The sequence below is a fragment of the Kitasatospora kazusensis genome, from assembly GCF_039529945.1.
Classification (GTDB): domain Bacteria; phylum Actinomycetota; class Actinomycetes; order Streptomycetales; family Streptomycetaceae; genus Kitasatospora; species Kitasatospora kazusensis.
In genome coordinates this window covers 55,915-80,982 of sequence record NZ_BAAANT010000015.1, presented here as the reverse complement: position 1 = coordinate 80,982, position 25,068 = coordinate 55,915, and the positions used below count along the sequence as shown (strand labels likewise).

General features: G+C 74.1%; 30 protein-coding genes. 9 read left to right on the top strand and 21 right to left on the bottom strand.

Annotated features, from left to right (window positions below):
• Positions 1-17: 17 nt before the first annotated feature.
• Positions 18-632 (top strand): hypothetical protein, encoded by a 615-nt coding sequence (locus ABD330_RS15465; RefSeq protein WP_344465192.1) that lies wholly within the window; start codon positions 18-20, stop codon positions 630-632.
• A gap of 91 nt (positions 633-723) precedes the next feature.
• Here ABD330_RS15465 and ABD330_RS15460 read toward each other — a convergent pair whose 3' ends face one another.
• On the bottom strand, positions 724-1,470 hold the full coding sequence (locus ABD330_RS15460; protein ID WP_344465190.1) for an MBL fold metallo-hydrolase: 747 nt from the start codon (positions 1,468-1,470) through the stop codon (positions 724-726).
• A gap of 234 nt (positions 1,471-1,704) precedes the next feature.
• The gene (locus tag ABD330_RS15455; RefSeq protein ID WP_344465188.1) at positions 1,705-1,899 is read right to left on the bottom strand and encodes a MerR family transcriptional regulator; all 195 of its coding nucleotides are present in this window, start codon (positions 1,897-1,899) and stop codon (positions 1,705-1,707) included.
• A gap of 228 nt (positions 1,900-2,127) precedes the next feature.
• Between ABD330_RS15455 and ABD330_RS15450 the strand changes: the two genes are divergently transcribed.
• Positions 2,128-2,583, top strand: coding sequence for a type II toxin-antitoxin system PemK/MazF family toxin (locus ABD330_RS15450; protein WP_344465186.1), 456 nt, complete (start codon positions 2,128-2,130; stop codon positions 2,581-2,583).
• Between the two features lie 64 nt (positions 2,584-2,647).
• Here ABD330_RS15450 and ABD330_RS15445 read toward each other — a convergent pair whose 3' ends face one another.
• The 7 genes from ABD330_RS15445 to clpS all read right to left on the bottom strand — a co-directional run bounded on the left by ABD330_RS15445 (position 2,648) and on the right by clpS (position 7,422).
• Positions 2,648-3,616: a PLP-dependent cysteine synthase family protein gene (locus ABD330_RS15445; RefSeq protein ID WP_344465184.1), complete on the bottom strand. Its 969-nt coding sequence runs from the start codon at positions 3,614-3,616 to the stop codon at positions 2,648-2,650.
• Between the two features lie 42 nt (positions 3,617-3,658).
• Entirely contained in the window at positions 3,659-3,937 is a 279-nt protein-coding gene (locus ABD330_RS15440; RefSeq protein ID WP_344465182.1) for a MoaD/ThiS family protein, read from the bottom strand.
• A gap of 94 nt (positions 3,938-4,031) precedes the next feature.
• Entirely contained in the window at positions 4,032-4,148 is a 117-nt protein-coding gene (locus ABD330_RS15435) for a putative leader peptide (RefSeq protein ID WP_344465180.1), read from the bottom strand.
• A 138-nt stretch (positions 4,149-4,286) separates the two neighbouring features.
• Positions 4,287-4,718, bottom strand: a complete 432-nt coding sequence (locus ABD330_RS15430; RefSeq protein WP_344465177.1) for a M67 family metallopeptidase — start codon at positions 4,716-4,718, stop codon at positions 4,287-4,289.
• Positions 4,719-4,893: 175 nt separating this feature from the next.
• Entirely contained in the window at positions 4,894-6,300 is a 1,407-nt protein-coding gene (locus ABD330_RS15425) for an amino acid permease (protein ID WP_344465175.1), read from the bottom strand.
• A gap of 181 nt (positions 6,301-6,481) precedes the next feature.
• Positions 6,482-7,057, bottom strand: a complete 576-nt coding sequence (locus tag ABD330_RS15420; RefSeq protein WP_344465173.1) for a DUF2017 domain-containing protein — start codon at positions 7,055-7,057, stop codon at positions 6,482-6,484.
• A gap of 71 nt (positions 7,058-7,128) precedes the next feature.
• Positions 7,129-7,422, bottom strand: coding sequence for an ATP-dependent Clp protease adapter ClpS (gene clpS, locus ABD330_RS15415; protein ID WP_344465171.1), 294 nt, complete (start codon positions 7,420-7,422; stop codon positions 7,129-7,131).
• 281 nt (positions 7,423-7,703) lie between these two features.
• On the opposite strand from clpS, the gene ABD330_RS15410 reads away from it, so the two are divergent.
• Both ABD330_RS15410 and ABD330_RS15405 read left to right on the top strand, forming a co-directional pair.
• Entirely contained in the window at positions 7,704-9,038 is a 1,335-nt protein-coding gene (locus ABD330_RS15410) for a nicotinate phosphoribosyltransferase (RefSeq protein WP_344465169.1), read from the top strand.
• A gap of 101 nt (positions 9,039-9,139) precedes the next feature.
• Positions 9,140-9,730: an isochorismatase family protein gene (locus ABD330_RS15405; protein WP_344465167.1), complete on the top strand. Its 591-nt coding sequence runs from the start codon at positions 9,140-9,142 to the stop codon at positions 9,728-9,730.
• A gap of 25 nt (positions 9,731-9,755) precedes the next feature.
• Here the strand turns inward: ABD330_RS15405 and ABD330_RS15400 are convergent, their stop codons facing one another.
• Complete coding sequence (locus ABD330_RS15400; RefSeq protein ID WP_344465165.1) at positions 9,756-10,781, bottom strand: hypothetical protein; 1,026 nt, start codon at positions 10,779-10,781, stop codon at positions 9,756-9,758.
• Positions 10,782-11,097: 316 nt separating this feature from the next.
• On the opposite strand from ABD330_RS15400, the gene ABD330_RS15395 reads away from it, so the two are divergent.
• Complete coding sequence (locus ABD330_RS15395) at positions 11,098-11,760, top strand: hypothetical protein (RefSeq protein ID WP_344465163.1); 663 nt, start codon at positions 11,098-11,100, stop codon at positions 11,758-11,760.
• 183 nt (positions 11,761-11,943) lie between these two features.
• On the opposite strand, the gene ABD330_RS15390 is transcribed toward ABD330_RS15395, so the two are convergent.
• Positions 11,944-12,141, bottom strand: coding sequence for a hypothetical protein (locus ABD330_RS15390; RefSeq protein ID WP_344465161.1), 198 nt, complete (start codon positions 12,139-12,141; stop codon positions 11,944-11,946).
• A gap of 207 nt (positions 12,142-12,348) precedes the next feature.
• Here ABD330_RS15390 and ABD330_RS15385 point away from each other — a divergent pair, with 207 nt between their 5' ends.
• Together ABD330_RS15385 and ABD330_RS15380 are read left to right on the top strand one after the other, a co-directional pair.
• Entirely contained in the window at positions 12,349-12,789 is a 441-nt protein-coding gene (locus ABD330_RS15385) for a hypothetical protein (RefSeq protein ID WP_344465159.1), read from the top strand.
• A 106-nt stretch (positions 12,790-12,895) separates the two neighbouring features.
• Positions 12,896-13,984, top strand: a complete 1,089-nt coding sequence (locus ABD330_RS15380) for a DUF2332 domain-containing protein (protein ID WP_344465157.1) — start codon at positions 12,896-12,898, stop codon at positions 13,982-13,984.
• On the opposite strand, the gene ABD330_RS15375 is transcribed toward ABD330_RS15380, so the two are convergent.
• The 7 genes from ABD330_RS15375 to ABD330_RS15345 form a co-directional block, all read right to left on the bottom strand.
• Positions 13,981-14,532, bottom strand: coding sequence for a DinB family protein (locus ABD330_RS15375; protein ID WP_344465155.1), 552 nt, complete (start codon positions 14,530-14,532; stop codon positions 13,981-13,983). The two genes, ABD330_RS15380 and ABD330_RS15375, sit on opposite strands and share 4 nt — an antisense overlap.
• Positions 14,533-14,610: 78 nt before the next feature.
• The gene (locus ABD330_RS15370) at positions 14,611-15,144 is read right to left on the bottom strand and encodes a GNAT family N-acetyltransferase (RefSeq protein ID WP_344465153.1); all 534 of its coding nucleotides are present in this window, start codon (positions 15,142-15,144) and stop codon (positions 14,611-14,613) included.
• A gap of 67 nt (positions 15,145-15,211) precedes the next feature.
• The gene (locus ABD330_RS15365) at positions 15,212-15,427 is read right to left on the bottom strand and encodes a hypothetical protein (protein WP_344465151.1); all 216 of its coding nucleotides are present in this window, start codon (positions 15,425-15,427) and stop codon (positions 15,212-15,214) included.
• Positions 15,428-15,552: 125 nt separating this feature from the next.
• The gene (gene mycP, locus ABD330_RS15360) at positions 15,553-16,989 is read right to left on the bottom strand and encodes a type VII secretion-associated serine protease mycosin (protein ID WP_344465149.1); all 1,437 of its coding nucleotides are present in this window, start codon (positions 16,987-16,989) and stop codon (positions 15,553-15,555) included.
• 95 nt (positions 16,990-17,084) lie between these two features.
• The gene (locus ABD330_RS15355) at positions 17,085-18,458 is read right to left on the bottom strand and encodes a WXG100 family type VII secretion target (protein ID WP_344465147.1); all 1,374 of its coding nucleotides are present in this window, start codon (positions 18,456-18,458) and stop codon (positions 17,085-17,087) included.
• 67 nt (positions 18,459-18,525) lie between these two features.
• On the bottom strand, positions 18,526-19,026 hold the full coding sequence (locus ABD330_RS15350; RefSeq protein WP_344465145.1) for a hypothetical protein: 501 nt from the start codon (positions 19,024-19,026) through the stop codon (positions 18,526-18,528).
• A 168-nt stretch (positions 19,027-19,194) separates the two neighbouring features.
• Positions 19,195-19,917 (bottom strand): endonuclease V, encoded by a 723-nt coding sequence (locus ABD330_RS15345; protein ID WP_344465143.1) that lies wholly within the window; start codon positions 19,915-19,917, stop codon positions 19,195-19,197.
• Positions 19,918-20,239: 322 nt separating this feature from the next.
• Between ABD330_RS15345 and ABD330_RS15340 the strand changes: the two genes are divergently transcribed.
• Entirely contained in the window at positions 20,240-20,482 is a 243-nt protein-coding gene (locus ABD330_RS15340) for a hypothetical protein (RefSeq protein ID WP_344465141.1), read from the top strand.
• Between the two features lie 119 nt (positions 20,483-20,601).
• Here ABD330_RS15340 and ABD330_RS15335 read toward each other — a convergent pair whose 3' ends face one another.
• Both ABD330_RS15335 and ABD330_RS15330 read right to left on the bottom strand, forming a co-directional pair.
• Complete coding sequence (locus ABD330_RS15335) at positions 20,602-21,303, bottom strand: RDD family protein (protein WP_344465139.1); 702 nt, start codon at positions 21,301-21,303, stop codon at positions 20,602-20,604.
• Positions 21,304-21,406: 103 nt separating this feature from the next.
• Positions 21,407-22,714, bottom strand: coding sequence for an RDD family protein (locus tag ABD330_RS15330; RefSeq protein ID WP_344465137.1), 1,308 nt, complete (start codon positions 22,712-22,714; stop codon positions 21,407-21,409).
• A 325-nt stretch (positions 22,715-23,039) separates the two neighbouring features.
• Between ABD330_RS15330 and ABD330_RS15325 the strand changes: the two genes are divergently transcribed.
• A complete protein-coding gene (locus ABD330_RS15325; protein WP_344465135.1) occupies positions 23,040-23,483 on the top strand; it encodes an SsgA family sporulation/cell division regulator in 444 nt (147 codons plus the stop codon).
• Positions 23,484-23,514: 31 nt separating this feature from the next.
• On the opposite strand, the gene ABD330_RS15320 is transcribed toward ABD330_RS15325, so the two are convergent.
• The gene (locus ABD330_RS15320) at positions 23,515-24,945 is read right to left on the bottom strand and encodes a glycosyltransferase 87 family protein (protein ID WP_344465133.1); all 1,431 of its coding nucleotides are present in this window, start codon (positions 24,943-24,945) and stop codon (positions 23,515-23,517) included.
• Between the last annotated feature and the right edge of the window lie 123 nt (positions 24,946-25,068).

Sequence of the window (25,068 nt, the reverse complement as noted above, 5' to 3'; positions counted from 1 at the left end):
ACAAGGAGTCCCACCCCATGGGCAACCGATCTGCCGTACTGACGGCGGCACTTGCACTCTCCGGCCTGCTCGCCCTGGCGGCGGCCGGGCCGGCGGCCGCGCACGGCGACACGATCCGCTTCGACATCAGCGGCGGCAGCGGCGGGCACCCCCGGACCGTGGCCAGCTGGGAGAACGACGGCGATCCGGTCACCGAGGACCTCGCGGCGACGCTCAGTGCGCGCTCCGCCGACGGGCGCCAGGTGGGGCCCTGGCGGCTGGTGGCCGTGCCGGGCTCCCCCGCCACCTTCACCGTGCTGGAGACCCTGCCCGCCGGGCGGTGGAAGGTGAGCGTGGAGTCCGGCTTCCCGGCGCTGGGCCGGGGCGAGGCGGACCTCACCGTCGCCGCTGCCGCCGCCGGCCCGACGGCTGCCGCGCCGAGCGCAGCGGCGAGCACCGCAGGGAGCACGGCGGCGAGTACGGCGGCGGGCGCACCGGCGCCCGCGGTCGTCGCGCGGTCGGCGTCGGGCGGGTCGTCGGGCGGCTCGGGCCGGGCCGCCGTCGGGATCGCGGCGGCGTGCGCCCTGGCCGTGGCGGCGGCCGCAGCGGTGGCCGTGGCGGTGCGCAGGCGGACCCGGACGGGACGGGCCTGAACAGCCGTCGGCCCGGGCTGGATCCCCACAAGTCCGTTCATTCCCAAGGGTGTTGGGCCTTGGGCTGTCGATGGCGGGCGGTGCGGTGACGCTAGAACTCGTACACCGCGCCCGCGTGGGCGACCTCGACCGGTCCGGCGTACGCCGCCGCCGCGTCCGCGCGGTTGTACTCCGCGTCCGTCCACGGCGGGATGTGGGTGAGGACCAGGCGGCCGACCCCGGCGGCGGCGGCGTGCTCGCCGGCCTGGCGTCCGTTGAGGTGGACGTCCTGATAGGGCTCGCGGCCGTGGGTGTAGGCCGCCTCGCAGAGGAACAGGTCGGTGCCACGGGCGAGTTCGACGAGTTCGGGGCTCACCCCGGTGTCCCCGGAGTAGACGAAGCTCCGGCCGCCGTGCTCGACCCGGAACGCGTACGCCTCGACCGGGTGGTTGACGGGGATGGCGGTGATCCGCAGCGGGCCGAGGTCGAAGGTGCCCTCGGTGAGGGTGTGGAAGTCGAAGACCTCCTTCATCCCCGGATCCTCCGGCATGTCGTAGGCGCGGGCCAGCCGTTCGGGGGTGCCGTGCGGTCCGTAGACCGGGAGCGGGTCCGGGCAGCCCTCGATGCGGTAGTTGCGGGCGACCCAGTAGGCGCACAGGTCGATGCAGTGGTCGGCGTGCAGGTGGCTGAGCAGGATCGCGTCGACCTCGTACAGCCCGCAGTAGTTCTGCAGGGCGCCGAGCGCGCCGTTGCCGAGGTCCAGTACGGCGCGGTAGCCGTCCGCCTCGACCAGATAGCTGGAGCAGGGCGAGTCGACGGACGGGAAGCTCCCCGAGCATCCCACCACGGTCAGCTTCATGCCGTGCCCTCCGCCTCGTTGGGTCCTGGTCCGCGCCCGGACGCGGCGCGCCGGTCCGCGGCACACCTGTCCGCACTACCTGCTGGTAGCGCTGGGTCCGCGAGACGAGAGTAAGGGCGGTGAAGCACTTTGCCCCCGTCTCCGTGCCGTGCTGTGGCTGGAATCACCAGAACGGGGCGGCGACGGGGGCGGCCCGCCACCCGGTCGGCGGGGGGCGGGCCGGCGGTCGTGGGGTCAGCGGTGGCCGGGCCGGCTGCGGGCCCAGGCGCGGATGGTGTCGGGGTACCAGCGGGGGTGGCCGGCCGAGTCCGTCAGGTCGGGTTCGGGCAGCAGGCCGTGCCGGCGGTAGTTGCGGACCGTCTCGGGCTGGACGTTGATGTGGCGGGCGATCTCGGCGTAGGACCACAGTTCGTTGCTGCGAGGGCTCATCTGGGCCGCCTTGGGAGCGAGGGTTCCGAAGCTGCACTGGGGTTACGTGATCAGCTTCAACGGCCGGGCGGGAACCTTGAGCGCGCTGCGGACTCGGTGGCCGTTCCGTGACGAACCGGCAGCGGGGAACGGACAAATCCCCGATTGTCACGACGGCCACCGGTGTCACGCCGCCCGGTGGCGGCCGGTACGGTCTGCCGTACGGGTGATCGTCCGGAGGAGAGTGGCATGCACGGCGGCGGTGGGCACGTCTGGGGCTGGGTGGCGGCGGGGCTGGCGGTGGCGGTCGCCCTCGCGGTGGCGGCGCTGCGCGGCCGGACGAAGCCGGAGCGGCCGACCCGGCCGCCGACCGGGCCGGGCCGCCCGCGCCCGGCCGGGCGCGGACCGAACCCCGGTGAGATCTGGTGGGCCGAAGTCCCGTTCGAGGACGGCCCGGGGGCGAAGGACCGGCCCTGCCTGGTGCTGCGGGTGCACGGGCGCACCGCCACCGTCGTCAAGATCACCAGCAAGCACCACGCCGAGCGGCCCGGGGTGCTCGCGCTCCCGCCGGGCGCGGTCGGCGACCGGCAGGGCCGCACCAGCTGGCTGGAGACGGACGAGCTGCGCGAGGTGCCGCTCGCCGACTTCCGCCGGAAGGTCGGGCCGCTCGACGACCGGACCTGGGCGCGGGTCGCTTCGCTCTAGGCAGTCAGTCGCACCGGAACAGGGGCGCGAGCCCCTTCGGCGGTTGCGCCCTCGGAGGGAAGCCTCAGGCCCAGAGCTGGCCCTGGAGGGCCTCGACGGCCTCCTCGGTGCTGGCGGCGGTGTAGATCCCGGTGGAGAGGTACTTCCAGCCGCCGTCCGCGACCACGAAGACCACGTCCGCGCGCTCGCCCGCCCGGGCGGCCTTGCGGGCCACCCCGATCGCGGCGTGCAGGATGGCGCCGGTGGAGACCCCGGCGAAGATCCCCTCCTGCTGGAGGAGTTCACGGGTGCGCAGCACCGCGTCCGCCGAGCCGACGGAGAACCGGGTGGTGAGCACCTCGGCGTCGTACAGCTCGGGGACGAAGCCCTCGTCGAGGTTGCGCAGCCCGTACACCAGGTCGTCGTAGCGCGGCTCGGCGGCGACGATCCGCACGCCCGGGACCTTCTCGCGCAGGTAGCGGCCGACGCCCATCAGGGTGCCGGTGGTGCCGAGTCCGGCGACGAAGTGGGTGACGGTCGGGAGGTCGGCGAGGATCTCCGGGCCGGTGGTGGCGTAGTGGGCGCCGGCGTTGTCCGGGTTGCCGTACTGATAGAGCATCACCCAGTCGGGGTGCTCGGCGGCGATCTCCTTGGCGATCCGCACCGCCGTGTTGGAGCCGCCGGCGGCGGGCGAGGGGATGATCTCCGCGCCCCACATCCGGAGCAGTTCGCGGCGTTCCTCGCTGGTGTTCTCCGGCATGACGCAGACCATCCGGTAGCCCTTGAGCTTGGCCGCCATGGCGAGCGAGATGCCGGTGTTGCCGCTGGTCGGCTCCAGGATGGTGCAGCCCGGGGTGAGCCGGCCGTCGGCCTCGGCCCGCTCGATCATGTGCAGGGCCGGGCGGTCCTTGATCGAGCCGGTGGGGTTGCGGTCCTCCAGCTTGGCCCAGAGGGTCACCCGCCCGTCCTCGTTGCCGGGGACGGCGGCCGAGATCCGCGGCAGCCGTACCAGCGGCGTGTTGCCGACGGCGTCGAGCGGGCTGTCGTAACGCAAGGGGGCCTCCGGCTGGGGTCGGGTCGGGGAGAGCGGGGGCTGCTAGCGGGAGCCGCCGGCCACGGCCGGGAGGATGGTGACACTGTCGCCGTCGGTCAGCGACGTGGTGACGCCGTCCAGGAACCGGACGTCCTCGTCGTTCAGGTAGACGTTGACGAAGCGGCGCAGCTCGCCGGCGTCCAGCAGGCGGGCGGCGATGCCCGGGTGGCGGGCGTCGAGGTCGGCGAAGAGCTCCTCGAGGTTGCTGCCTGCGCCTTCGACGGCCTTCTGGCCGTCGGTGTAGGTGCGGAGGATCGTGGGGATGCGGACCTCGATGGCCATGACTGCGCTCCTGTGGAGTGGTTTCGGGTGGCCGCGGGGCGCGGCGCGGGCGGAGAGGCCCCCGGTGCGGGGGCGGGCGGGCGGCGCCGAGGGTTCAGCGGGCGCCGGCGGTGCCGGGACAGCTGGCGCCGGCGAGCCGGCACAGGTCGATGTGCAGGCGCGCCACGAGGCGGATGCCCGGGGCCTGAGTGCTCACATCGACGGAACGCATGGGCTCATCGTATAGATTCCCGCCCCTGCTCCGACATCCGCGTCTCGCGATCCGGATGATTCCGTCTCCCTCTGTGGGATCTGCGGGCCGGGGGCCCGCCGGGGCCGGGCACCGGCGGGCTTGCGGGCACGTCGCTGATCAGGCCTGGTACGCCTCGACGAGCTCGACGTCCTCCTCCGTGATCTCGCCGTCCACGATCCGGTACGAGCGGAACTGGAAGGCGTCGTCCGGTCCCGTCCCGTCGGCCGTGGAGACCAGGACGTAGTGGGCGTGCGGCTCGGAGGCGTAGCTGACGTCGGTGCGCGAGGGGTACGCCTCGGTGGCGGTGTGCGAGTGGTAGACGATGACCGGCTCCTCGTCCCGGTCGTCCATCTCCCGGTAGAGCTTCAGCAGGTCACCGGAGTCGAACTCGTAGAAGGTGGGCGAGCGTGCCGCGTTGAGCATCGGGATGAACCGCTCGGGGCGGCCGGTGCCCGCCGGGCCCGCGACCACGCCGCAGGCTTCGTCCGGGTGGTCGGCGCGGGCGTGGGCGACGATCGCGTCGTGCAGCTCTCGGGTGATGGTCAGCATGCGGTCAGGATAGCCACGCGGCGGCGTGCCCTCCGGGCCGGTTCAGCACTCGGTCAGCCCACAGACAGGGGCGCGTGGGGGCACCTCCCGGCCGAAGGCTGGGGGAGAACCGCGCGGGATCGGAAGGTGCGGACCGTTGCCTTCCGGCCTCGCGCAGTTCCCCGCGCCCCTGTGGTCAACCGGTTACCGCGTCCGGCCGGCGGCGCTTGAGCACCTGGTACCCGATCACCAGCAGGACGGCCCAGACCGGGAACACGTACAGCGAGATCCGGTTGTCGGGGTCGAAGGCGATCAGCACCACGACCAGCCCGAGGAAGGCGAGTGCGGCCCAGCTGACCCAGGGGCCGCCGGGGGCCTTGAAGCTCGGCGCGGGGAGGCGTCCGCCGCGCCAGGCGGCGCGGTAGCGCAGCTGGCAGAGCAGGATGACCGCCCAGGTCCAGATGCCGCAGACGGTGGCGACGGAGGTGACGTACGTGAACGCCTTGCCCGGGGCAACGTAGTTGAGCAGCACGCCGACGCCCATCAGCAGCGCGGAGGCGGTGATCGCCACGGCCGGGCTCTGGTGCCGGTTCAACTTGGTGATGCGGCCGGGTGCCTGGCCGCGCAGGGCCAGGTCGCGGAGCATCCGGCCGGTGGAGTACATGCCGGAGTTGCAGGAGGAGAGCGCGGCGGTGAGCACCACGAAGTTGATGATGCCGGCCGCCGCCGGGATGCCGACCTTGCCGAAGGCGGCGACGAACGGGCTGACGCCGGGCTTGAACTCGGTCCACGGGACCAGGCAGAGGATGATCGTCAGCGAGCCGATGTAGAACAGCACGATCCGCAGCGGCAGCGTGTTGATGGCCCGGGGCAGGGTCTTCGCGGGGTTCTCGCTCTCGCCCGCCGTGACGCCGACCAGTTCGACGCCGAGGTAGGCGAACATCACGATCTGCAGGGTCATCAGGGTCGACCCGATGCCCTTCGGGAAGAACCCGCCGTCCTGCCAGAGGTGGGTGACCGACGCGGTGTCACCGGCCTTGCTGAAGCCGAGGGTCAGCACGCCGACGCCGATCAGGATCATGCCGATGATCGCGGTCACCTTGACCATCGAGAACCAGAACTCGATCTCGCCGAAGAGCTTCACCGAGATCAGGTTCGCGGCGTAGAGGACCACCAGGAAGACCAGCGCGCTGAGCCACTGCGGGATCCCGGGGGCCCAGTACTTGACGTACACGGCGGCGGCGGTGGTCTCGGCCATGCCGGTGACGACCCAGAACAGCCAGTACGTCCAGCCGGTGACGAAGCCCGCGAACGGGCCGAGGAACTCGCGGGCGTACTCGGCGAAGCTGCCGGAGACCGGGCGGTAGGTGAGCAGTTCGCCGAGGGCCCGCATGATCGCGAAGATCACCACGCCGGCCACCGCGTAGCTGAGGATCAGGCTGGGCCCGGCCTTGGAGATCGCGGTGCCGGCGCCGAGGAAGAGTCCGGTGCCGATGGCGCCGCCGATCGCGATCATCTGGATCTGGCGGCTGCCCAGGCCCCGGGCGTAGCCCTCGTCGTCCACCGCGGCTTCGACGACCTCGTCGTACACCTGATCGGCCATGGGGCACCGTCCTTCGATCGTGGGGAGAGGAAGTCGTACCACGTGGTGACCGGAGAGCGGTGTCCATCTGAGCGTTATTTGAGCATGTCATGTCGGGATACGTCCCGGTTCACCCGGAATGACCCGGCCCCCTGTCCACGTACTGGACAGGGGGCCGGGGGTGGTTCCGGGCAGCGGGGCGCTAGTCGGTCATCGCCTCGATCAGCGACTCCTGCATGCCGCCGAGCCAGAGGTAAGCCATCACCAGGGGCTTGCGCGGGTCGGAGTCGGGCAGCCCGTACAGGCCCTCCTCGTCCTCCTCGGAGACCTCAAGGCGGGCGCCGAGGGTCAGCCGGAGGTCGTTCAGCGCGCCGAGCCAGCGCGGGCACTCGGGCGGCGCCACCTTCAGTGCGCCGCCCTCGCCGCCGAGGTCGTCCAGCGCCCGGATCACGCTCAGCGCGTCGTCGCGCTTGCGCGCCCGCAGGTCCAGCTCGGTGTAGCGGCGGAACTCGGCCGCCAGCTCCCTGGTCTGCGGGTCCGCCGCCTCCCCGGGCTCGCCGTAGGCGTCCGGGAAGAGCCGGGCCAGCGCGGGGTCGCTGGGGGCCTCGCTGGGGCCCTCCGCGAACAGTGCGGCCAACGGGTCGTCACTCTCCGACCCCGGGCCCGGCCCGATCAGCTCCAGCATCTGTACTTCGAGCGAGCGCAGGATGGACGCCTCCAGCTCGTCCAGTGCGATCGCCGCACTGCCGCCGCCGGCGCTCTCGAACAACCCAGCCATGAGTCTCAGTCAGCCCGTCTTCGTCGATTGGTGCTTCAGCCGTCCGGCCGCCCGCGGCGGCCCGGACGTTCTCAGTCGTGCTGGAGGGTGGCCCACAGGCCGTAGCCGTGCATGGCCTGGACGTCCCGCTCCATCTCCTCGCGGGATCCGCTGGAGACGACGGCGCGCCCCTTGGAGTGCACCTCCATCATCAGCGTCCTGGCCTTCTCCTTCGGGTAGCCGAAGTAGGCCTGGAAGACGTACTGGACGTAGCTCATCAGGTTGACCGGATCGTTGTGGACGATGGTCACCCAGGGTGTGTCCGGCTCCACCACCGGAAGGCCTTCGACTTCCGGGCGCTCGATCTCCACGGGCGCGACACTCACGGCTGACACTCCTCGCTGGGCACGGATTCCGCCTCTCATGCTTCCATCCGGGCGACCTGCGGGCCAATCCGGCCCGCAGCACCGGCGCGCTCCGCCGGCGGACCGGCCCCGGCCCACCGGCGAACCAGCGGCGAACCCGCCCGGCGGGCGCACGGCGGGCCGCCCGGCGGATGTCCGGCAGGCGCCCCGGCAGGCGCCCGGCGGGCGCCCCGGGGACACTCCGAACGGAACCCGCGACAGAAATCGTCACTCTGACGCTAAGTGGTAGTAGCATCATCCCCATGGATGCCACCACCGCGCGCCGTTCGACCGCGCTGCTCACCGACCGTTACGAGCTCACCATGCTGCAGGCCGCACTCCGCAGCGGCGCCGCGCAGCGCCGATCGGTCTTCGAGGTGTTCACCCGACGGCTCCCCGACGGCCGCCGCTACGGCGTGCTGGCCGGGACCGGACGGGTGCTGGACGCGGTCGAGGACTTCCGCTTCACCAGCCCGCAGCTGGACTGGCTGGCCGACCAGAACGTGGTCGACGAGGCCACCCTGCGCTTCCTGGCCGACTACCGCTTCACCGGCGACATCCACGGCTACGCCGAGGGCGAGGTCTACTTCCCCGGCTCGCCGGTGCTGACCGTGGAGGGCAGCTTCGCCGAGGCGGTGATCCTGGAGACGGTCATCCTGTCGATCCTCAACCACGACTCGGCGATCGCCGCGGCCGCCTCCCGGATGACCAGCGCCGCCGGGGGCCGCCCGTGCATCGAGATGGGCGCCCGCCGGGCCCACGAGGGCGCCGCCGTGGCCGCCGCCCGCGCCGCGTACATCGCGGGCTTCGCCGCCACCTCCGACCTGGAGGCCGGCTTCACCCACGGCATCCCGACCACCGGCACCGCCGCGCACGCCTTCACCCTGCTGCACGACAGCGAGCGGGACGCCTTCACCGCCCAGATCGACTCGATGGGCCGCGGCACCACCCTGCTGGTCGACACCTACGACCTGGCCGAGGCCGTCCGCACCGCCGTCGAGGTGGCGGGCCCGACGCTGGGCGCCGTCCGGATCGACTCCGGCGACCTCACCCTGCTCGCCCACCGGGTCCGCCGCCAGCTGGACGAGCTCGGGGCGGACAAGACCCGGATCATCGTCACCTCCGACCTGGACGAGTACGCCATCGCCGCGCTCGCCGCCGCGCCGGTGGACGGCTACGGGGTCGGCACCAGCCTGGTGACCGGCAGCGGGCACCCGACCTGCGCGATGGTCTACAAGCTGGTCGCCCGGGCCGCCACGCCCGACGGTCCGCTGGTGCCGGTCGCCAAGCGCTCGGCCGGCGGCAAGTCCAGCGTGGGCGACCGGAAGTGGGCCGCGCGGCCGCTCGACGCGGAGGGTGTCGCCGAGGCCGAGGTGGTCGGCACCGGGCCGGTGCCCGGGGAGCTGGAACCGCACCTGCTGCACGTACCGCTGATCACCGCGGGCGAGGTGGTCGGGCGCGAGCCGCTGGCCGCCGCCCGCGAACGCCACCTGCGGGCCCGGGCCGCGCTGCCGCTGTCGGCCACCCAGCTCTCCAAGGGCGAGCCCGTGCTGGCGACCGAGCTGCGGATCGCCGCCGCCGAGGGCGTCCCCGCCTGAACCGACCGGCCTCGGCCCGGACCCTTCCGCCTACGCGCGTCACTCCCTAGAGTGGCCCCCACCGACCGGCCTTCCCCCCGATACGACCAAGGACGCACCCCATGCACCGGGCACTCATCGTCGTCGACGTGCAGAACGACTTCTGTGAAGGCGGCAGCCTGGCCGTCGCCGGAGGCGCCGAGGTGGCCGCCGCGATCACCGACCTGATCGCCGAGTCCGCCGCCGGGTACGCCCACATCCTGGCCACCCGGGACCACCACATCGACCCGGGCGCGCACTTCTCGGCCGCACCGGACTACGTCGCCTCCTGGCCCGCGCACTGCGTGGCGGGCACCGAGGGCGTCGGCTTCCACCCGAACTTCGCCCCGTCCGTCACCACCGGCGCGATCGAGGCGGTCTTCGACAAGGGCGCGTACTCCGCCGCGTACAGCGGCTTCGAGGGCGCCGACGAGAACGGCGAGTCGATGGCCAGCTGGCTGCGGGCCCGGGGCGTCACCGAGGTGGACGTGGTCGGCATCGCCACCGACCACTGCATCCGGGCCACCGCGCTGGACGCCGTCCGCGAGGGGTTCGCCACCCGCGTGCTGCTCGACCTCACCGCCGGGGTGGCCGCGCCGACCACCGAGGCCGCACTGGTCGAACTCGCTTCGGCTGGAGTCGAGTTGACCGGCACCCCGGTCGTCCGGGGCTGACCGCACGGCCTTGCGCAGAGGCGGCTCAGCGCTCGGTCACCAGCAGCTCGACCACGTCCGAACCGCCCGCCCGGAAGGCCTCACGCAGCTCGGCTCCGACGACGTCCGGCTCGTCGGCGATCCGCCGCCCCGACAGGTACACCACCCGCACCCCCAGGTACTCCATCCGGTGCTGGCCGCCGCGCACCCAGGCCGCCTCCCCCGCGCTGACGCAGCGCAGCTCCGAGTCCACCTCCACCGCGACCCCGGCCGCCGGCCAGTACAGGTCGGGCACCGCGATGTAGGTGCCGCCCGGCATCCGCAGCTCGGGCCCGACCAGCGGCACCGGGAGCAGCCACTCGTCGACCAGTTCGCCGACCCGCTCGAACACCGACTCCCTTTCGGCGGCGAGCAGTTCGTCCAGTGCGGCCCGGACCCGCGGGTCCGCCAGCACTCCGGCCTCGCCCAGCTCGGCGGTCAACTCGGCGAGCGTGCAGCCGAGTTCCCTGCGCACCGCCTCGCCCAGCACCGCCCGCACCAGCTCCGGCGGCAGCTCGCCGGTCTCGAAGGCGCCCGCCTGCGCCCACTCCCGGAGCGCGTCCGCGACGGCCCGCGCGACCGGGGCACAGGCCAGACCGTGGACCGACCTGGCCTCCAACTCCCTTTCGGTGCGCCGGATCCGGACCTCGCCCGCGTCCTTCAGCCGCCGCTGCCGGGGCACCAGGATCTCCACCTCGGTGACGGCCGGCAGCCGGGGCACCGAGGCGAAGCCGTACAGGGCGAGCGCCGCCGTGCCGGTGATCACGGCACCCTCGCGGCGGCCCTCCTCCCGCCCGTCCTGCGCGGCGTAGAGCAGGGCGGCCCACATCCGCTGCTCGGGGGTCGGTTCGCCGCCCTGCAGCAGGTAGACCCGGGGGAGCAGCCGCCGCCAGGGGCCGCCCTGCCGGCAGTGCTCGCTGACCAGCCGGGTGGGCACCCCCCGGGCGCGCAGCTGGCTGGCGGTGATGACATTCTGCTGACGCTGTGCCAGCTCCTGCAGGGACGGGTGCGAGGAAGGAATCTGGTAGCTCATGCGGACACCCTCCCCAAGAGGGCGGCTGCGGCACCCGCGACCTGACGCACCGTTACCCAACCGTCGCGAAATCGGGACTGGCCCGCACTAAAGTCCTCATACCCTCACCCATTCGGCCTAACAGACGTTCGTCCGATTGCCGGACCCAGGCCACAGTTGGTCCATACCATCCGCTTTATCGCATTTCGTCGGGGTGATCCGGCCGATGGGTCGCCCACTCTCGAACAGCCGACTCTGACCGAGAGTGACGAGAACCATACGGTGAAGCACCACCCTGGAGTCACAGAGGCCCCCCGCGATTGCCTACCATCGCTTCATGTCACGTGACGACTCCACCGGCCTGCGTGCCGCTCAACTGCGTCTCGGCCGCCTGCCCGGCTACGTCCGCCAGCCGGACCTGACCCGCCGCAACGGCGAGGACGGACACACGTACAAGAAGGGGTGGGAGGTCCGCTTCACCGCGCGGAACGAACAGGAGATAGCGGAGATCCGCGAGGTCGTGATCGCCGCCGGCTTCGCCCCGGCCCGGCCGTTCTTCAAGGGCCACCAGTTGATCCAGCCGGTCTACGGGATCGCGGCGGTACAGGCCTACCTGGCCGCCCGGGAGGCGGCCGAGGAGGTCACGCGCACCCGCCGCAGCAGACCCGCCGGCCCGGCGGAGCCGTCCGACCCGGCCGGGCCGGAGGGCCCCACCGCGCCCGCCCGCTCCGCCACGACCCCCTCCGCCGCAGCCGTCGTCGCCGCGATACCGGAGCAGAGCCGCACCGACCGGAGCCTCGCGGAGCTGCGCGCCGCCGCCGCACCGGTCGCCGCCGCTGCCGCCGCTGCGGCCGCCGCCGCTGCCGCCGCTGCGGCCGCCGCCTCGGCCGCGGCAGCCGTGGTCGGCACCGTCGGCACGGCCGGTACGGCCGGCGCGCAGCACGTCCGGCTCGGCACGGACCGGTCGGCCGGGGCGCCGCCGACCGGCCCGGCCTCCTGACGTCGCAGCCGGCGCCGTACGCCACCGGGCCGGGGGGTACGGGCCGGGGCAGGCCCGGGCGGCGGGGCCGGGACCGGCCGGGGGTACGGGGAGGGGATACAGCACGGCGGGGCGGCCGACGCCGCCCGCACGGATCACCCGCGCGGATCACCGGAGCGGGCCCGCGGCCAGGGCCTGCCGGCCCTAGGCGAAGGCCGGCAGGTAGACGGCGACCAGCCCCGCCGTGACGGCGATCCCGGCGAGGGCCAGTGCGGCGCGGCGGGCGAGCGCGGGGACGGGATGCTTGACGGCGGCGTGCCTGACGGCAGCGGGCTTGGCGGCGGCGGGCTTCATGTCCGCCAGCCTGCCGTCCGGCCCGTCGGCCCGGCTATCGGTGATCACCCCGGAGCACCCCGGAGGTGACCACGGGACGTCCTCAGGGTTTACCCCGGGAGACCTCACCGTGCCATAGCTGACACTTCGTCATACAGCGGCTCAATCAAGCCCCTCCTGAACATCTGATGAGACTTGTCACTCAAAGCGTCCGCCCGAGGGCCTAGAGTGAGCGCAACGACCCCCCTGCCGTCGAGACCGGATCGCGAGGCCGATGTGACCAATCGTCATATCCCTTCCGGCGGACCGGCCGACGCCGCCGAACCCGCCTTGCTGTCCCTGGAATTCACGGCCTTCCGGGAGCTCCACCACCCGCGCTACCTGAGCTACGCCCGGGTCTGGTTCGCCGAGCCGGGGTCGGCGGCCGAGGCGGTGGAGCTGGCCTTCAAGGCGCTGGCCGCCGTATGGTCCGAGATCCTGGGCAGCCCCAACCCCACGGCCGCCGCCTGGCAGATCCTGCGCGGCACGGTGGCCGAACGGATCACCGCGCCCGGCCGGGCCGGTCCGCGGGCCGGCGCCGCCGACGAGGATCTCGCCATCCTGCACTACGTGGTGGGCCTGGCCACTCCCGAGATCGCCGACGTGGTCGGCACCGACACCGCGAGCGTCGCCAGCCAGCTGCGGCACGCCCTGCGGCGGGAGACCGCCGACTGGTAGCCCGCCGCCCCTCCCCTGGTGATGCCGATCACCCGCTCGGCCACTGTCGCCGGCCCGGCCCGCAGGCGAATGATGATCTACAGTCGACCTGCTGGGAGAACCGCACATGCCACTCGAACACGCCGTCACCATGACCGAGCACCAGGCCGCCGCCTGTGCCGAGTTGGGCTCCCCGCTGTACGCGGCGCTGCTGCACCGGGCGGCCCGGGACATCGCCGGCGGCGGCCCCTGCGCGACGGCCATCGCCGGGTACGAGGACGCCCCCGGTCCGGCCGCCGTCGCACTGCGGCTGCTCGGCGCGGTGCACGCCCTCGTCCTGACCGGCCGGGCCCCCGCGCTGGAGGCCCACTACCCCAGTGCCGGCGGCAGCTTCGACCCCTCCTCCCCCGCAGCGGCGGAGGCCGCCTGGGCGGCCTTCCGCGACACCGTCGCCGCCAACCTCCCCTGGGTCAAGGACTGGCTGACCCGGCCCCCGCAGACCAACGAGGTCGGCCGCGCCAACCTGCTGATCACCGGTCTGCTGCACACCCTCGCCACCGGCCCGCTGCCCGTCCGGCTCTTCGAACTGGGCTCCAGCGCGGGGCTGAACCTGCTCGCGGACCGCTTCCGCTGCGAGGCCCCCGGCTTCGCGTACGGCCCGGCGGACTCGCCCGTCCTGCTCCCGCAGGCCTGGCAGGACACCCCGCCCGGCTGGCTCACCGGACCGCAGCACCCGCTGGAGTTCACCGAGCGGCGCGGCTGCGACCCGGCCCCGATCGGCCCCCTCTCCCCCGAGGGCGCCCTGGCGCTGCGCGCCTACGTCTGGGCCGACCAGCCCGCCCGCGCCGCCCGGCTGAACGGCGCACTGCGGCTCGCCGCCGAGCTGCCGCCCCGGGTGGAGGCCACCGGCGCCGCCGACTTCCTCCGGGACGTCCACGGCGCCGACGGCGCCCTGACCGTCGTCTGGCACTCCATCATGCGCCAGTACGTACCGAAGCCCGAATGGCAGCGCGTCGAGGGGGAGTTGGCGCGCCTCGCGGCCGCGAGCACGCCCGCTGCCCCGTTCGCCCACATCGCCTTCGAGCCCCGCCGGGTGGGCACCGAACACCACTTCCTGCTCACCGTGCGCGTCGGCACCGGCCCGGAACAGGTCCTCGCCGAGGCCCCTCCGCACGGGCTGCCGGCCTGGCAGCCCGCGGCGGCGCTCGGCTCCTAGCGCGCCGTCGGGGTCCGGCGTGATACCCCGGTGACGTCGAAGAGGTGGTGCGCCACGTCGTGGAACACGTACCGCGAGAGGGACTCCACGGTGAACCGGGCCCCGTCGCTGCGGTCCGCGCGGCGCTGCCACCGCTCGCCCGAGACCGCCGTCAGCACGGCCACCATCCGCTCGCCCGCCGCCGCGAGCTCCGTCGCGACGACGGCCGGGTCCTGCTCGCCGTAGCGCTCGGCCACGGCCGTCTCGTCCTGGTCCCAGTCGGCGAAGCACGGGGCGTCCTCGGTGAGCATCAGCTCCAGGCGGTGGCCGAACAGCCGCAGGACGTCCCGCACATGGCAGGCGTATTCGAGATCCGACCACACCTCGGGGCTCGGACGGCGGCGCAGCACCACCGCCGGGCTGCCGGTGAGCAGCGCCGCCCAGGCGGCCGCCTCGGCGCGTACCGCCCCGGCCAGCTCCTCGCGGACGAGCGTGGCGGTGTCGAGTCCGCAGTCGCCGCAGGGGCGCTGCAGGACCCAGGTCCAGTCCTTGGTGTCAGGAGTGATCATGCCCCCAGGATGGCCCGGCGGCCGCCGCCCCGGCCAGCGGCCGGAGCGCCACACCGCGTCGAGATGCTGCCAGCCCGGTCAGGCCGTGGGACCGGGCCGGACCGGGCCGCCGTCGAGCGGCTTGGCCAGCCAGATCTCCGCATAGGGGTCGTCGCCGTACGGGTCCGTGTCGCGGTACCCGAGCCGCCGGTAGAGCGCGATCGCCTCGGTCAGGTCCTTCCGGGTGTTCAGCAGCAGCTGCCGGACCCCGTGCGCCCGGGCCGTCCGCTCGGCCGCACCGAGCAGCCGGGCCCCGCCGCCGCCCCGCCGCGCCGCCCCGGCCACGAACACCCGGGTCAGCTCACCGGTCCCGGGGCTCAGCCACCGCAGCCCGGCGCACCCGACCGGCACCGCGTCGGCGTCCTTGGCCACCAGGAGGACCCCGTGCGGCGCCGACAGGTCCGCACCGTCCCCCAGTTCCTGGAGGATCTCGGCCTCCAGCGCCGGACGGCCGTAGTAGCGGCTGATCAACTCGTCCAGGTACGCGCGCAGCAGCCCCGCCGCGGCCGGGTCGCCGACCGGCGTCGGGGTGATGGTCCAGGTCGGCGGCGAGGCGGGTGAAGGGATGGTCACACCCGCCATCCTCCGGCCGGGGGCAACCCGTTTTCCGGGCCGCCCCGCGCCGGACCCCGCCCTGCGGTCAGCTGTGGTTGCCCTTGACCGTGCAGACCGCGTTGACCGAGGTCGCCGGGAGCCCGAAGGGCGTCAGCCAGTCCGACAGCAGCTGCTTGCAGACGGCCGCCTCCTGGGCGTTGGCCGGGCCGCTGCTGTCCGCGGCGGCGGGCCCGGCGGTGGCGACCGGGAGCGCGACCACGGCCGCGGCGAACAGGACTCGGGTGACCAGCTGCTTGAACATGACGGCCCTTCAGGTAGACGACGGACGAGCCATCAATACCCGAAGGGCCGCTGCCGCCCGGTGATCTTGATCCGTTCGTGGGCGTGTCAGTGCGTGCCGGTGCCGGGTGACGGCACCGGGTGGTGTCAGCTGTACGGATTGCCGGGGGGCGCGGGCGGGTTCTGCGGAGCCTGCGGGGGGTACTGCTGCGGCGGCTGCGCGCTGTACGGGTTCTGCTGGTACGGCTGCTGGTAGGGCGGCTGTCCCGGCTGCTGCACCGCCTGCTGGTACGGCTGCTGATAGGGCTGCTGGTACGCCTGCGCCCCCGGCTGCCCCGGCGCCGGCCCGGCCGGTGCCGGGGGCTGGTAGCCGCCGGGTGCCGTGGCGGTGCCCCGGCCGCTCCGCCGCCGGAGCAGCAGGACGGCGCCCACGACCACCAGCAGCGCCAGGACCCCGCCGGCCGCGTAGACCACGGCGGAGATGCCGCCGCCGCTCTTGCCGCTGCTGCCGGCGGCCATCGGCGCGGTGGAGGAGGTGCCCGGGCCGGTGGCCGGGCCGCCCTGGGACTCGGGCCGGGTCAGCAGCGGGTTCTCCTTCGGCCCGTTGTCGACCGCCGGATCGGCGGCCAGGGCCCGGCTCGGCGACGCGATGCCGTACCCGTAGCCGTCGCCCGGCACCTTGGAGTTGTCGGGCGGGGCGACCGCCGACTTGATGATCCGGTTGATGACCTGTCCGGCCGAGAGGGCGGGGTACTTGGCGCGGACCAGTGCCGCGACGGCCGAGACGTAGGCGGTCGCGTCGGAGGTGCCGGTGCCCTTGCCGTAGCTGCTGGTGCTCTTGGCGGTCGCCCGGTAGATGTCCACGCCGGGCGCGACCAGGGTGAGCTCGGGGCCGCGGTTCGAGCCGGGCCACAGGTTCCCCTGCTGGTCGACGGCGCCCACGGCCACCACCCCGGGGAAGGCCGCGGGGTACTGGACGCGGCTGTCGTCCGTCTGGCCGAGGTTGCCGGCCCCGGCGACCAGCACGACGTCCTTGCCGACGGCGTACTTCACCGCGTCGCGGGCGGCCGTGTCGTGGCCCAGCGGGCCGGCGATGGACATGTTGATGACCTTGGCGCCGTGGTCGGTGGCGTAGCGGATGGCCTCGGCGAGCCTGGTCTCCTGGCCGCCGCTGAAGTCGCCGCCGTCGGTCAGCCCGACCTTCACCGGCAGGATCTTCGCCTTGGGTGCCAGCCCCATGATCCCGGCCTGCCCGCCGTGGCCGTGCCCGGCGATCAGGCTGGACATCCCGGTGCCGTGGCCGGTGGCGTCGTCGTGGCCCTGCGAACCGCCGCCCGAGAAGTCCGCGCCGGGGAGCACCTGGCCCGCCAGGTCCTGGTGGTCCGACACGCCGCTGTCGATGACGGCGACGGTGACCCCGGCGCCCTCGCTGAGCGGCCACACCGAGCGGTCCGCGGCGTACTTCATCAGGGGCCACTGCCCGTCACGGATGCTGTCGGCGCCGGCGGGCCCGGCGCTCACACCCCAGAGCAGCGCTCCTGCGGCGAGCACGGCCATGCCGCGCAACGGTCGGCCGGTCGTCAAGCCTGGTCACCCCACTCGTCGAAGCGGTCGTCCCGCAGAGCGGGCTCTGCGGGACGACCTGTCAGGTCCAGCGGTACGTCACGTCGAACAGCGGTTCATTCCACCACGTTCGAATGGGGCAGTTCGCCGGACGCCCAGGTCTCCTCGTCCTCGACGAGGTAGTCGGGGCGGTCCTTGTCCTGCTTCCGGTCCTTCTTCCTGCCCTGGGCACCGCCGGGCGCGCCGCCGCCGTGTCCCTTCCCGGCGCCTTCCTGCCCGGCCTGCGCACGGCCGCGCCCGATCCCCGAGCCGCCCTCGGTGAAGCTGCGCCGCCCGCTCGTGCCCTCCCCCGGTTCGCCCATCACGGCGCCCGAGCGGCGGCCGAGGCCGCCACCGCGCCCGCCGGCGCCGCTGCCCGCACCGGCACCGCCCTCGCCGTCCAGGAGCCCGTCGGAGCCGAACGCCCCGCCGCCGCGGCCGCCCGGGCCGGAGCCGCGCCCGAACCGGTCGCCCCCGCCGCCGGCCCGGCCGCCGAACGCTCCGCCGACGGTCTCCGTCCCACCGCCGGAGCCGCCCGACCAGCCGCCGAGGCCCTTCTCGCCGGGGCCGCCGCCCGTGGCGCCCAGACCGAGGCCGCCCCCGCCGGGGCCGCCCGGACGGGATCCGCCGGGCACACCGTCGAGGCCGGTGCCGGGACCGAAGCTGCCCGGGGCCTTCGGCTTGGGCAGCGGGTTCGCCAGCCCGCCCCGGATGCCGGGGTCGGACGGGCCGGGCACGACGCTCCTCGGTGACTGCGGAGTCTGCACGGACCGGCTGAGCGTCGGGTCGTCGGACCGCGAGGTGGTCCGCTCGGCTTCGAGCGTCCCGTTGGCGCTGAGCAGCCCCATGCCGCCGCCGACGATCAGCGCGCTGATCGCGGCGGATCCGGTCGGATCGGCCGGCGGCGGGATGTCGGTGACGTCGTCGGTCTGCCCCGCGCCGAACGGCGGCGGCTTCAGGAACGACGACGCCGCACGGTACTTGGTCGCGAGGACCTCCATGACCGCGACCGCCTGGGCCTTCTTCTCGTCCGTGATCGTCGTTCTGGTGCTCGCGTCGTCGACGCCGACCGCCGACTTCGCGGTGTCGCCGACCGCGTCACCGACCTTGTCCAGGAAGCTGGGCTCCTCGGGCATCGCGTGCTTGGCCTCGTCGATGGCCTCGGACATCATCTTCATGGTGATGGCCGCGTCGTTGGCGTAGGCGGCGATGTTGTTGACGCTGGCCGCGAGCTTGGTCATCTTCGAGTAGAAGGCGTCGCTCGAAGGCCCCTCCCAGGACGAGGTGGCGTCACCGGACGCCGAGTCGAGGGTGGTCCGGATCTGCTTGAGGGTGTCCGAGGCCCTGCGCCACGGATCGCCCGCGGCCATCACCCCGCCCGAGTCCATCGAGTGGACCATGCGCAGCAGGTCGCCATGGCTGTAGCCGTTGAAGTTCGTGAAGTCACTCATGCTCGGACGCCTCCGGTCCCCGTCCCGTACCGCTCTCCGTCGTGCCGCCGCTCCGCCGCGCCCGTGCCTACCACGTCGGCTGCGGACTGCCGCCGCCCGCCGGCGCGCTGCCCGCGGGCGCCGTCGGCGCGGCCGGCGGGCCGGCGGGCCGGGTCGGCAGACCGCGGTACGCGGTACGCGTCGGCGCGGGGTTGCCCGGCACCGGGTCGTCGACGGACCAGCCGTCGGCGGCGACCCGGAATCGACGGGAGGTGTCGCTCTCCTGCTCCTCGTAGTTGGACGCCGTGAGGTCGGCCCGGTGCTGCGCCGCGTCGATCGCGGCGTGCAGGGCGTCCAGGACGTCACAGAGACCGTCCCGCATCGTCTCGTACTTGTCGTGCAGCGTCGTCGCCTCGGCGAAGGTGCCGAAGGCCGTCTGCCCGACCCCGCTCACCCCGCGCGTCCGCGTGCCGTCCGCGCTCGCCTGAAACTCACTCAGCAGTCCCCGTACCTGCGCCGCGAACGCCCGCAGGCTGTCCACCTCGACGCGGTAGCCGGAGCCGCCACTCGACCTGCTCCCCGTGCTCACGACCTCGTGCCTCCCCCGTACCCGTCGTACACCGTGACCCGCCTCGGGCCGACCCGCCGATCCGGTCGGCCGGCCGAACCGGGCCGTGTCACATCATCTCCAACCCACATGTCTAACACATGGCCACCGGTGGCCCGCACGGCGCCTCTTCCCCCGGCCCCTTCCCTGTCATACCCGCGGCACCAGGCCGGAATCGCCTCGGCGCGGCCCGGCCAGCGCGTCCGCCAGTGCCCGCCGGCACAGCGAGTCGGCCCGCCGGGTGGTCTCCGGCAGGCGGTAGTCGGGGGCCAGCGCGAGGGTCACGGCCACCGACTCGGCGAGGCCGATCCGGTGGCCGACCGAGACGAAGACCGGTTTGACGCCCCGTCGGGTGCGCAGTGCCCGCCCCACCTCCTCCCCGGTCCCGGTGTCCAGCAGCGGCGACCAGGCGCCGCGTTCGGCCCCGGGCTGTTCGTAGCCGAAGACGAACGGGGTCTTGGCGACGCCGACCGTCCGCAGGCCGGTCAGCACGCCGAGGTGGCTGGCCAGGCCCAACCGCCTGGGGTGGGCGAGGCCGTAGCCGTCGCAGACCACGAGGTCGGGGGTGCCGCGCAGGGCGGCGAGCGCGTCCAGCACGGTCGGCAGCTCGCGGAAGGCCAGCAGGCCCGGCACGTACGGGAAGCTGATCCGGCCGACCGCCGTGACCTCCTCCACCGGTTCGCGGGTGGCGGAGTCGATCAGTACGGCCGCCGCCACCACCAGGTCCGCGTCGTCGTCGTACGCGACGTCGACGCCCGCCACCAGCGCGCCGTCGGCGAGCCCGGGGCCGGACGGCTCCACCAGGGCCCGCAGCCGCCGCTGTTCGGCCAGGGCCTCGGCCTCGGTGCTCGGCCAGTCGTCGGGTACGGGCACGGTTCCCCCAGGAGGACTCGCGAGCCGGTGCCGGGTACGGGCGCCACGTGCACGGCTCTCGCGAAGAGTTGACGGACAGTTCCGGGCCCACCGTACCGATCACCCGGTCGGTCACCGCACCCGTCCCGCGCGCGGGCCCGCGTCACAGCCGGCCCCGGCTCCGGGCCCGGCCCCGAGGGGCGGGCGTCGCACAGACAAGCGAAGGCGTGAGCCTGTGCGCCCCCCGTGCCCCGCATATGCCGAATTAGGCTGTACTTACCGGCCTACCGTCGTGGGTAGACCTCCAGCACGACACCGACCCTCGCGCGAAGGACGGACCGCCATGCCGCGCCCCACCATCGCCCAGTTGTGCACCGGCACCCTCACCGTCGTCGTCGCCACCGTGGCGCTGCTGGCCGTCTCCGGCGCCACGGGGGTGTTCGAGATCATGGTCCTGGTCGCCTTCGCCGTGGCACTCGGCACCCTCGCCACGGCGCTGCTGATGACCGTCGCCCGGCACCGGCCCGCACCCCCCGCCGACGGCCGGGCCCCGGCCCGACGGCCGGAGTACGCGCGCCAGCACTGAGCCCCCTGTCGGCCGCGCGGTACGCAGACGCGCGGGCCGTGACCGTCCACCGACGCCGGTCACGGCCCGCGGCCACCCGGGACGCACTGGGACCGCTCGGCCTTCGGACCGCCCGGCCCTCAGACCGTCGAAACCACGACGGTCTTGGCCGCCTTGTCGTGGATGCACTGCCGGTACGGCTTGTCGAAGACACCGAACAAGCCGTCGACGAGCCACCAGAAGATGCCGCAGCAGACCAGCGCGGGCAGCACGAACGTCACCGCCCTGGTCCACGCCACCGCACCGGTCGGCGGGCTGCCGTCCAGCAGCATCGCGACCCGGAGGTTCATCACCTTCTTGCCGATGGTCTGCCCGTCCCGGCTCAGCATCAGCCCGTCGTAGACCAGGTAGATCCCGTAGCCGAGCCAGATCGCGCCCACCCAGCCGTCGCGCGCGCCGAGGCTCGCGAACGGCAGCACGATCAGGATGCCCAGGACCTGGACCATCACGTAGTCGATCAGCAGGGCGATGATCCGGTCGCCCCACCTGCCCAGCGGCGGCATGCCCGGCACCGGGCCGCCGCCCGGCGCGTACGGAGCGCCCTGGGACGCGAAGGGCGAGCCGAAGACGGGTGGCGGGGCACCGTACGGAGCGCCGTACCCGCGCGGGGCGTCGTAGGGGCTGCCGTTCTGCGGCGGCGGGGGCGGGGGTGGCGGGGGCGCACCGTACGGGTCGGACGCCCCACCTGACGGCGTGCCCGCCGGCGGGGGCTTGTCGAAGGAGGGCTTGCCGCCCCCTTCCGGCTCGGGGCCTGCGGGGCCTGAGGGGTCATAGCTGCTCATGAACCGAGTAGACCATCAGCAATACTACGATTCTCGGACATTCCGTCACTTCTGCCGCGTCGCGCCGTCGGCCGGGCCACTCCCGGCCGCCCCTGGTCCGGCCTCAGGACCGGACCACCCGCGAGCGCGCCGCCCGGTCGTGCCACCCGCGCCGGGCAGCCCGGTCGAAGAGCGGCGGGAACAGGCCGACCACCAGCAGCGTGCCGAAGACGCCGACCAGCCAGCGCACCGTCGAACGGCCGAGGCCCAGCGGCTCGGCGCCCGGACCGGACGCACCCGCGCCCACGCCGACCACCCGGACACCCATCAGCCGCTTGCCGAAGGTCTGCCCCGTCCGCGCGGTCGGGATCGCCTCGTAGACCAGCCCGAACAGGACGAGCACCCCGAGCAGCACCCCGGCCTTGCCGAGCACCACCGGATCGATCAGCCAGACCTGGACGTCACGCCCCGTCAGCTCACTGGCCACCCGGGCCTGGTCGAGCTTCTGCTGGAGGTGCTCGGTGGCCGAGGAGAGCAGCGGCAGCCCGACCCCGACGGCGACCACCGCGGCCACCGCGCCGTCCAGCAGCCGCGCGACGAGCCGACGCCCCAGCCCGGCCGCCGGACGCGGAGCCGCCTTCCGGGGTACGGCCGGGCTGCGGGGCTGCGAAGGACGCACGACGGGCAGGGCCGCCGCCGCGGCCACCGGCACGGGAACGGAGGCGGAGGCGGGCGCGGCCGCAGGCACGGGGGCGGGCGCGGGCCGGACCGCCGGGACGGGGACGGGCGCGGGCCGGACCACCGGCACCGGCAGGTCGGCCCGGCCGGCCGGCGGAACGGCTGCAGGCGCCCCCCAGGAGATCCGGCCCGGGGCGTCCGGCCCCTCCAGCAGGCCGCGCTGTGCACCGGGGTCGGCCTTCCAGGCATTGGCCGCCCGGAGCGGCACCGTCGGCTGCGGCACGGGCGCCGCGACCGGAGCGCGGACCTGAGCCGGGGCCGGGGCCGCTCGGGGTACCGGAGCCGGCGGGGGCGGGGGCACCGGCCCCGGAGCAGCAGCCGGACCCGGCCGACGCTCGAACTCCGCGTCCGGGGCGAAGCTGAAGGAGGCTCCCGCCGAGGTCTGGTCCAGATACACCGGCCCGGTCTCGACCACCGCCGCCGGAGCCGGGACGGCAACCGGGGCGGGAGCCGGGGCCGGGGGCGCGGCCACAGGCGGCGGCACGTACCGGGCGGGAGCCGGGGCCGGTCTGCGGGCGGCGAACCGCGGCGGCTCCAGCACCTCGCCCTCCACCGGCGCGGGCCTGCTCGTACCGGGCACCCAGGCCGCGCCGCCCCAGTAGCGGACGAAGCCGGGGACGGACGGGTCGGGGTAGTAGCCCGGCGTCGGGCCAACGGCGGTGTCCACGCCGCCGACGAAGGGCCGTTGCGTCATGTGGTTCTTCTTTCGTGGCTTCGCGACAGCGCCGGAGTCCTCAGCCGTGGGGGGAACCGGGGGCGGCGGGGCTGGAGTGCATGACGTGCGAGGAGCGGTGCGGGAGGGGGCGAGCAGGCGGCAGTGCGCGGGCGGTCCGTCGACGCGCATGGGCGGACAGTCGCCACACAGTCACAAAGGGTAGTGCCTCGGCAGTGCGGCGGCTGGCAGATACGGAATACCCGGAAGTTTCTCGAAAGGTGTGTAAGACCTTTCGCACACCGCGCTCTTCTCCTGTGCAGGAGCCCGGAGCCGGGCCCCGAAGGAGAGCGAGAGGAAACCGGTCATGGAGAGGTCCACGAGCGTCGTCGAGCACGAACTCGAACTCAGCCTGGTGCTGTCACCGGATCGCAGCGTCCCCGTCCCGGCCCGGCTGTCCTACGGCAGCCACGACCCGTTCGCCGTGCACATCACCTTCCACCTGGACACCGGCACGCCCGTGACCTGGGTGTTCGCCCGCGAGCTGCTGGTGGAGGGCACCTTCCGGCCGTGCGGCCAGGGTGACGTGCGGATCTGGCCGGCCCTCGCCCAGGCACCGGCCGGGAGCGGCGGCAAGGGGCGGCGCAGCGTGCTCTGCCTGGCGCTCAGCTCGCCGGCCGGCGACGCCCTGCTGGAGGCGCCGCTGCCGGTGGTGGCGGCCTGGCTCGAGCGGGCGCACCGTCTGGTGCCGCCCGGTTCCGAGCTCGCCGCGCTCGACCTGGACCAGTCCCTCGCCGAGCTGCTGGCGTGAGGCGGCACGCCCGCCGGCAGCCGGGCGGCGGCTACCGGGCCGGGGCGGGTACGGCTTCGTCCGGTACGGCGTCCGCCCCGGCGGGGACCCGCTGGCGCGGTACCCGTACGAGTGGCGCCCCGGCGGCGCGGCGGCGCGCGCGGACCCGGAGCGCGGAGACCAGCAGGAAGCAGATCCCGACCACGGGGTAGATGCTCGCGGGGAGCTGGTGCAGGGCGGGCAGGTGCAGGACGAGCTGCCCCTTGCGCGGGACCATCCACATCATGAAGGACAGGAAGGCGACCAGCGTGGCGCCGAAGACGAACCGCCAGCGGCGGCGCCGTACGGCCTCCGGACGGGAGCGCTCGTGCGCGGCCTCGGCCGCGAGCAGGACCAGCATCGGCACGCACCACACCCAGTGGTGGGTCCAGCTGATCGGGGAGATGAGCACCGCCGTGACGGCCGCGGTGCAGACGCCCCACGCCTCGGCGCGGGGCAGCCAGCGGGCGCTGCGGTAGGCCCAGGCGGCGGTGGCGAGGCCGGCCACGGCGACCAGGCCGGCGGCCAGGGTGGCGAGGGTACCGGGGTCGGGGGTGTGCAGCAGGCGGGCGAAGGCGCCGCGCACGGACTGGTTGTCGACCACCTCGGTCCGGCCGACCCGGCTGGAGTCGTAGAGGTACTTCGTCCAGAAGCCCCAGGTGGCGTCGGGCAGCACGAGCGCGCCGATCGCGAAGGTGGCCAGGAAGGTGAAGCCCGCGACGAAGGCGGCCCGGACCCGGCCGGTGATCAGCAGGTAGACCGCGAACAGGCCGGGGGTGAGCTTGAGGCCGGCCGCGATGCCGATGGCGACGCCCTTGCTGCGGCGGCCGTCGGGGCGGGTGAGGTCCCAGAGCACGAGGCAGGCGAGGGCCAGGTTGACCTGGCCGTAGCGCAGGGTGGTGAAGACCGGCTCCAGCCAGACCCCGAGCCCTGCGACCAGCACCACCCCGACCGGGCGGAGCTCGCGGCGCGGCCAGCCGGTCAGCCGGAACGAGAAGTGCGCGAGCAGCCCGAGCAGGGCGACGTTGCCGGCGGTGACCGCGACCCGCAGGAAGCCGACGCCGACCCAGGTGGTCGGGACGAACAGCATCGCGGCGAACGGCGGGTAGGTGGCGGGCAGCTTCCACTCGGTGACGCGCAGTGCGTAGAGGTCGTGGCCCCCGGCGACGGCGGCGCCCTCCGCGCGGTAGACCACCATGTCCACCATCGAGGTGTGGACGAGGTGCCGGACGACCGCGTACACCAGCAGCGAGAACAGGGCCACCCCGGTCGCGACGGCCAGCGGACGGCGCGGAGCCTCCCGCAGGGCCCGCAGCGGTACGTCCAGCGGACGGCGCCACGCAGGGACGGCCGGAACGGCCGGGGAAGCAGGGGCGGAGGCGGTCTCCCGGGGCTGCCGGGACGGCCCCTCGGGGGCCTTGCGCTGCGCTTGCGCCGCTGTCACGTTCCACTCCGTCCGCCGGTCGACCAGCTTGCGACATTACCGGACGCAGTGGTCGGCACCACCGTGACGACGGCGCCCGGCGGCCCATCTCACACCCGCCCGGACGGGTCGGACACGGCGCCG

Coding starts and splice junctions, on each gene's coding strand:
- ABD330_RS15465 (WP_344465192.1), top strand. CDS start 18: ATGGGCAACCGATCTGCCGTACTGACGGCGGCACTTGCACTCTCCGGC.
- ABD330_RS15460 (WP_344465190.1), bottom strand. CDS start 1,470: ATGAAGCTGACCGTGGTGGGATGCTCGGGGAGCTTCCCGTCCGTCGAC.
- ABD330_RS15455 (WP_344465188.1), bottom strand. CDS start 1,899: ATGAGCCCTCGCAGCAACGAACTGTGGTCCTACGCCGAGATCGCCCGC.
- ABD330_RS15450 (WP_344465186.1), top strand. CDS start 2,128: ATGCACGGCGGCGGTGGGCACGTCTGGGGCTGGGTGGCGGCGGGGCTG.
- ABD330_RS15440 (WP_344465182.1), bottom strand. CDS start 3,937: ATGGCCATCGAGGTCCGCATCCCCACGATCCTCCGCACCTACACCGAC.
- ABD330_RS15435 (WP_344465180.1), bottom strand. CDS start 4,148: ATGCGTTCCGTCGATGTGAGCACTCAGGCCCCGGGCATCCGCCTCGTG.
- ABD330_RS15430 (WP_344465177.1), bottom strand. CDS start 4,718: ATGCTGACCATCACCCGAGAGCTGCACGACGCGATCGTCGCCCACGCC.
- ABD330_RS15425 (WP_344465175.1), bottom strand. CDS start 6,300: ATGGCCGATCAGGTGTACGACGAGGTCGTCGAAGCCGCGGTGGACGAC.
- ABD330_RS15420 (WP_344465173.1), bottom strand. CDS start 7,057: ATGGCTGGGTTGTTCGAGAGCGCCGGCGGCGGCAGTGCGGCGATCGCA.
- ABD330_RS15410 (WP_344465169.1), top strand. CDS start 7,704: ATGGATGCCACCACCGCGCGCCGTTCGACCGCGCTGCTCACCGACCGT.
- ABD330_RS15405 (WP_344465167.1), top strand. CDS start 9,140: ATGCACCGGGCACTCATCGTCGTCGACGTGCAGAACGACTTCTGTGAA.
- ABD330_RS15400 (WP_344465165.1), bottom strand. CDS start 10,781: ATGAGCTACCAGATTCCTTCCTCGCACCCGTCCCTGCAGGAGCTGGCA.
- ABD330_RS15395 (WP_344465163.1), top strand. CDS start 11,098: ATGTCACGTGACGACTCCACCGGCCTGCGTGCCGCTCAACTGCGTCTC.
- ABD330_RS15380 (WP_344465157.1), top strand. CDS start 12,896: ATGCCACTCGAACACGCCGTCACCATGACCGAGCACCAGGCCGCCGCC.
- ABD330_RS15375 (WP_344465155.1), bottom strand. CDS start 14,532: ATGATCACTCCTGACACCAAGGACTGGACCTGGGTCCTGCAGCGCCCC.
- ABD330_RS15365 (WP_344465151.1), bottom strand. CDS start 15,427: ATGTTCAAGCAGCTGGTCACCCGAGTCCTGTTCGCCGCGGCCGTGGTC.
- ABD330_RS15355 (WP_344465147.1), bottom strand. CDS start 18,458: ATGAGTGACTTCACGAACTTCAACGGCTACAGCCATGGCGACCTGCTG.
- ABD330_RS15340 (WP_344465141.1), top strand. CDS start 20,240: ATGCCGCGCCCCACCATCGCCCAGTTGTGCACCGGCACCCTCACCGTC.
- ABD330_RS15335 (WP_344465139.1), bottom strand. CDS start 21,303: ATGAGCAGCTATGACCCCTCAGGCCCCGCAGGCCCCGAGCCGGAAGGG.
- ABD330_RS15330 (WP_344465137.1), bottom strand. CDS start 22,714: ATGACGCAACGGCCCTTCGTCGGCGGCGTGGACACCGCCGTTGGCCCG.
- ABD330_RS15325 (WP_344465135.1), top strand. CDS start 23,040: ATGGAGAGGTCCACGAGCGTCGTCGAGCACGAACTCGAACTCAGCCTG.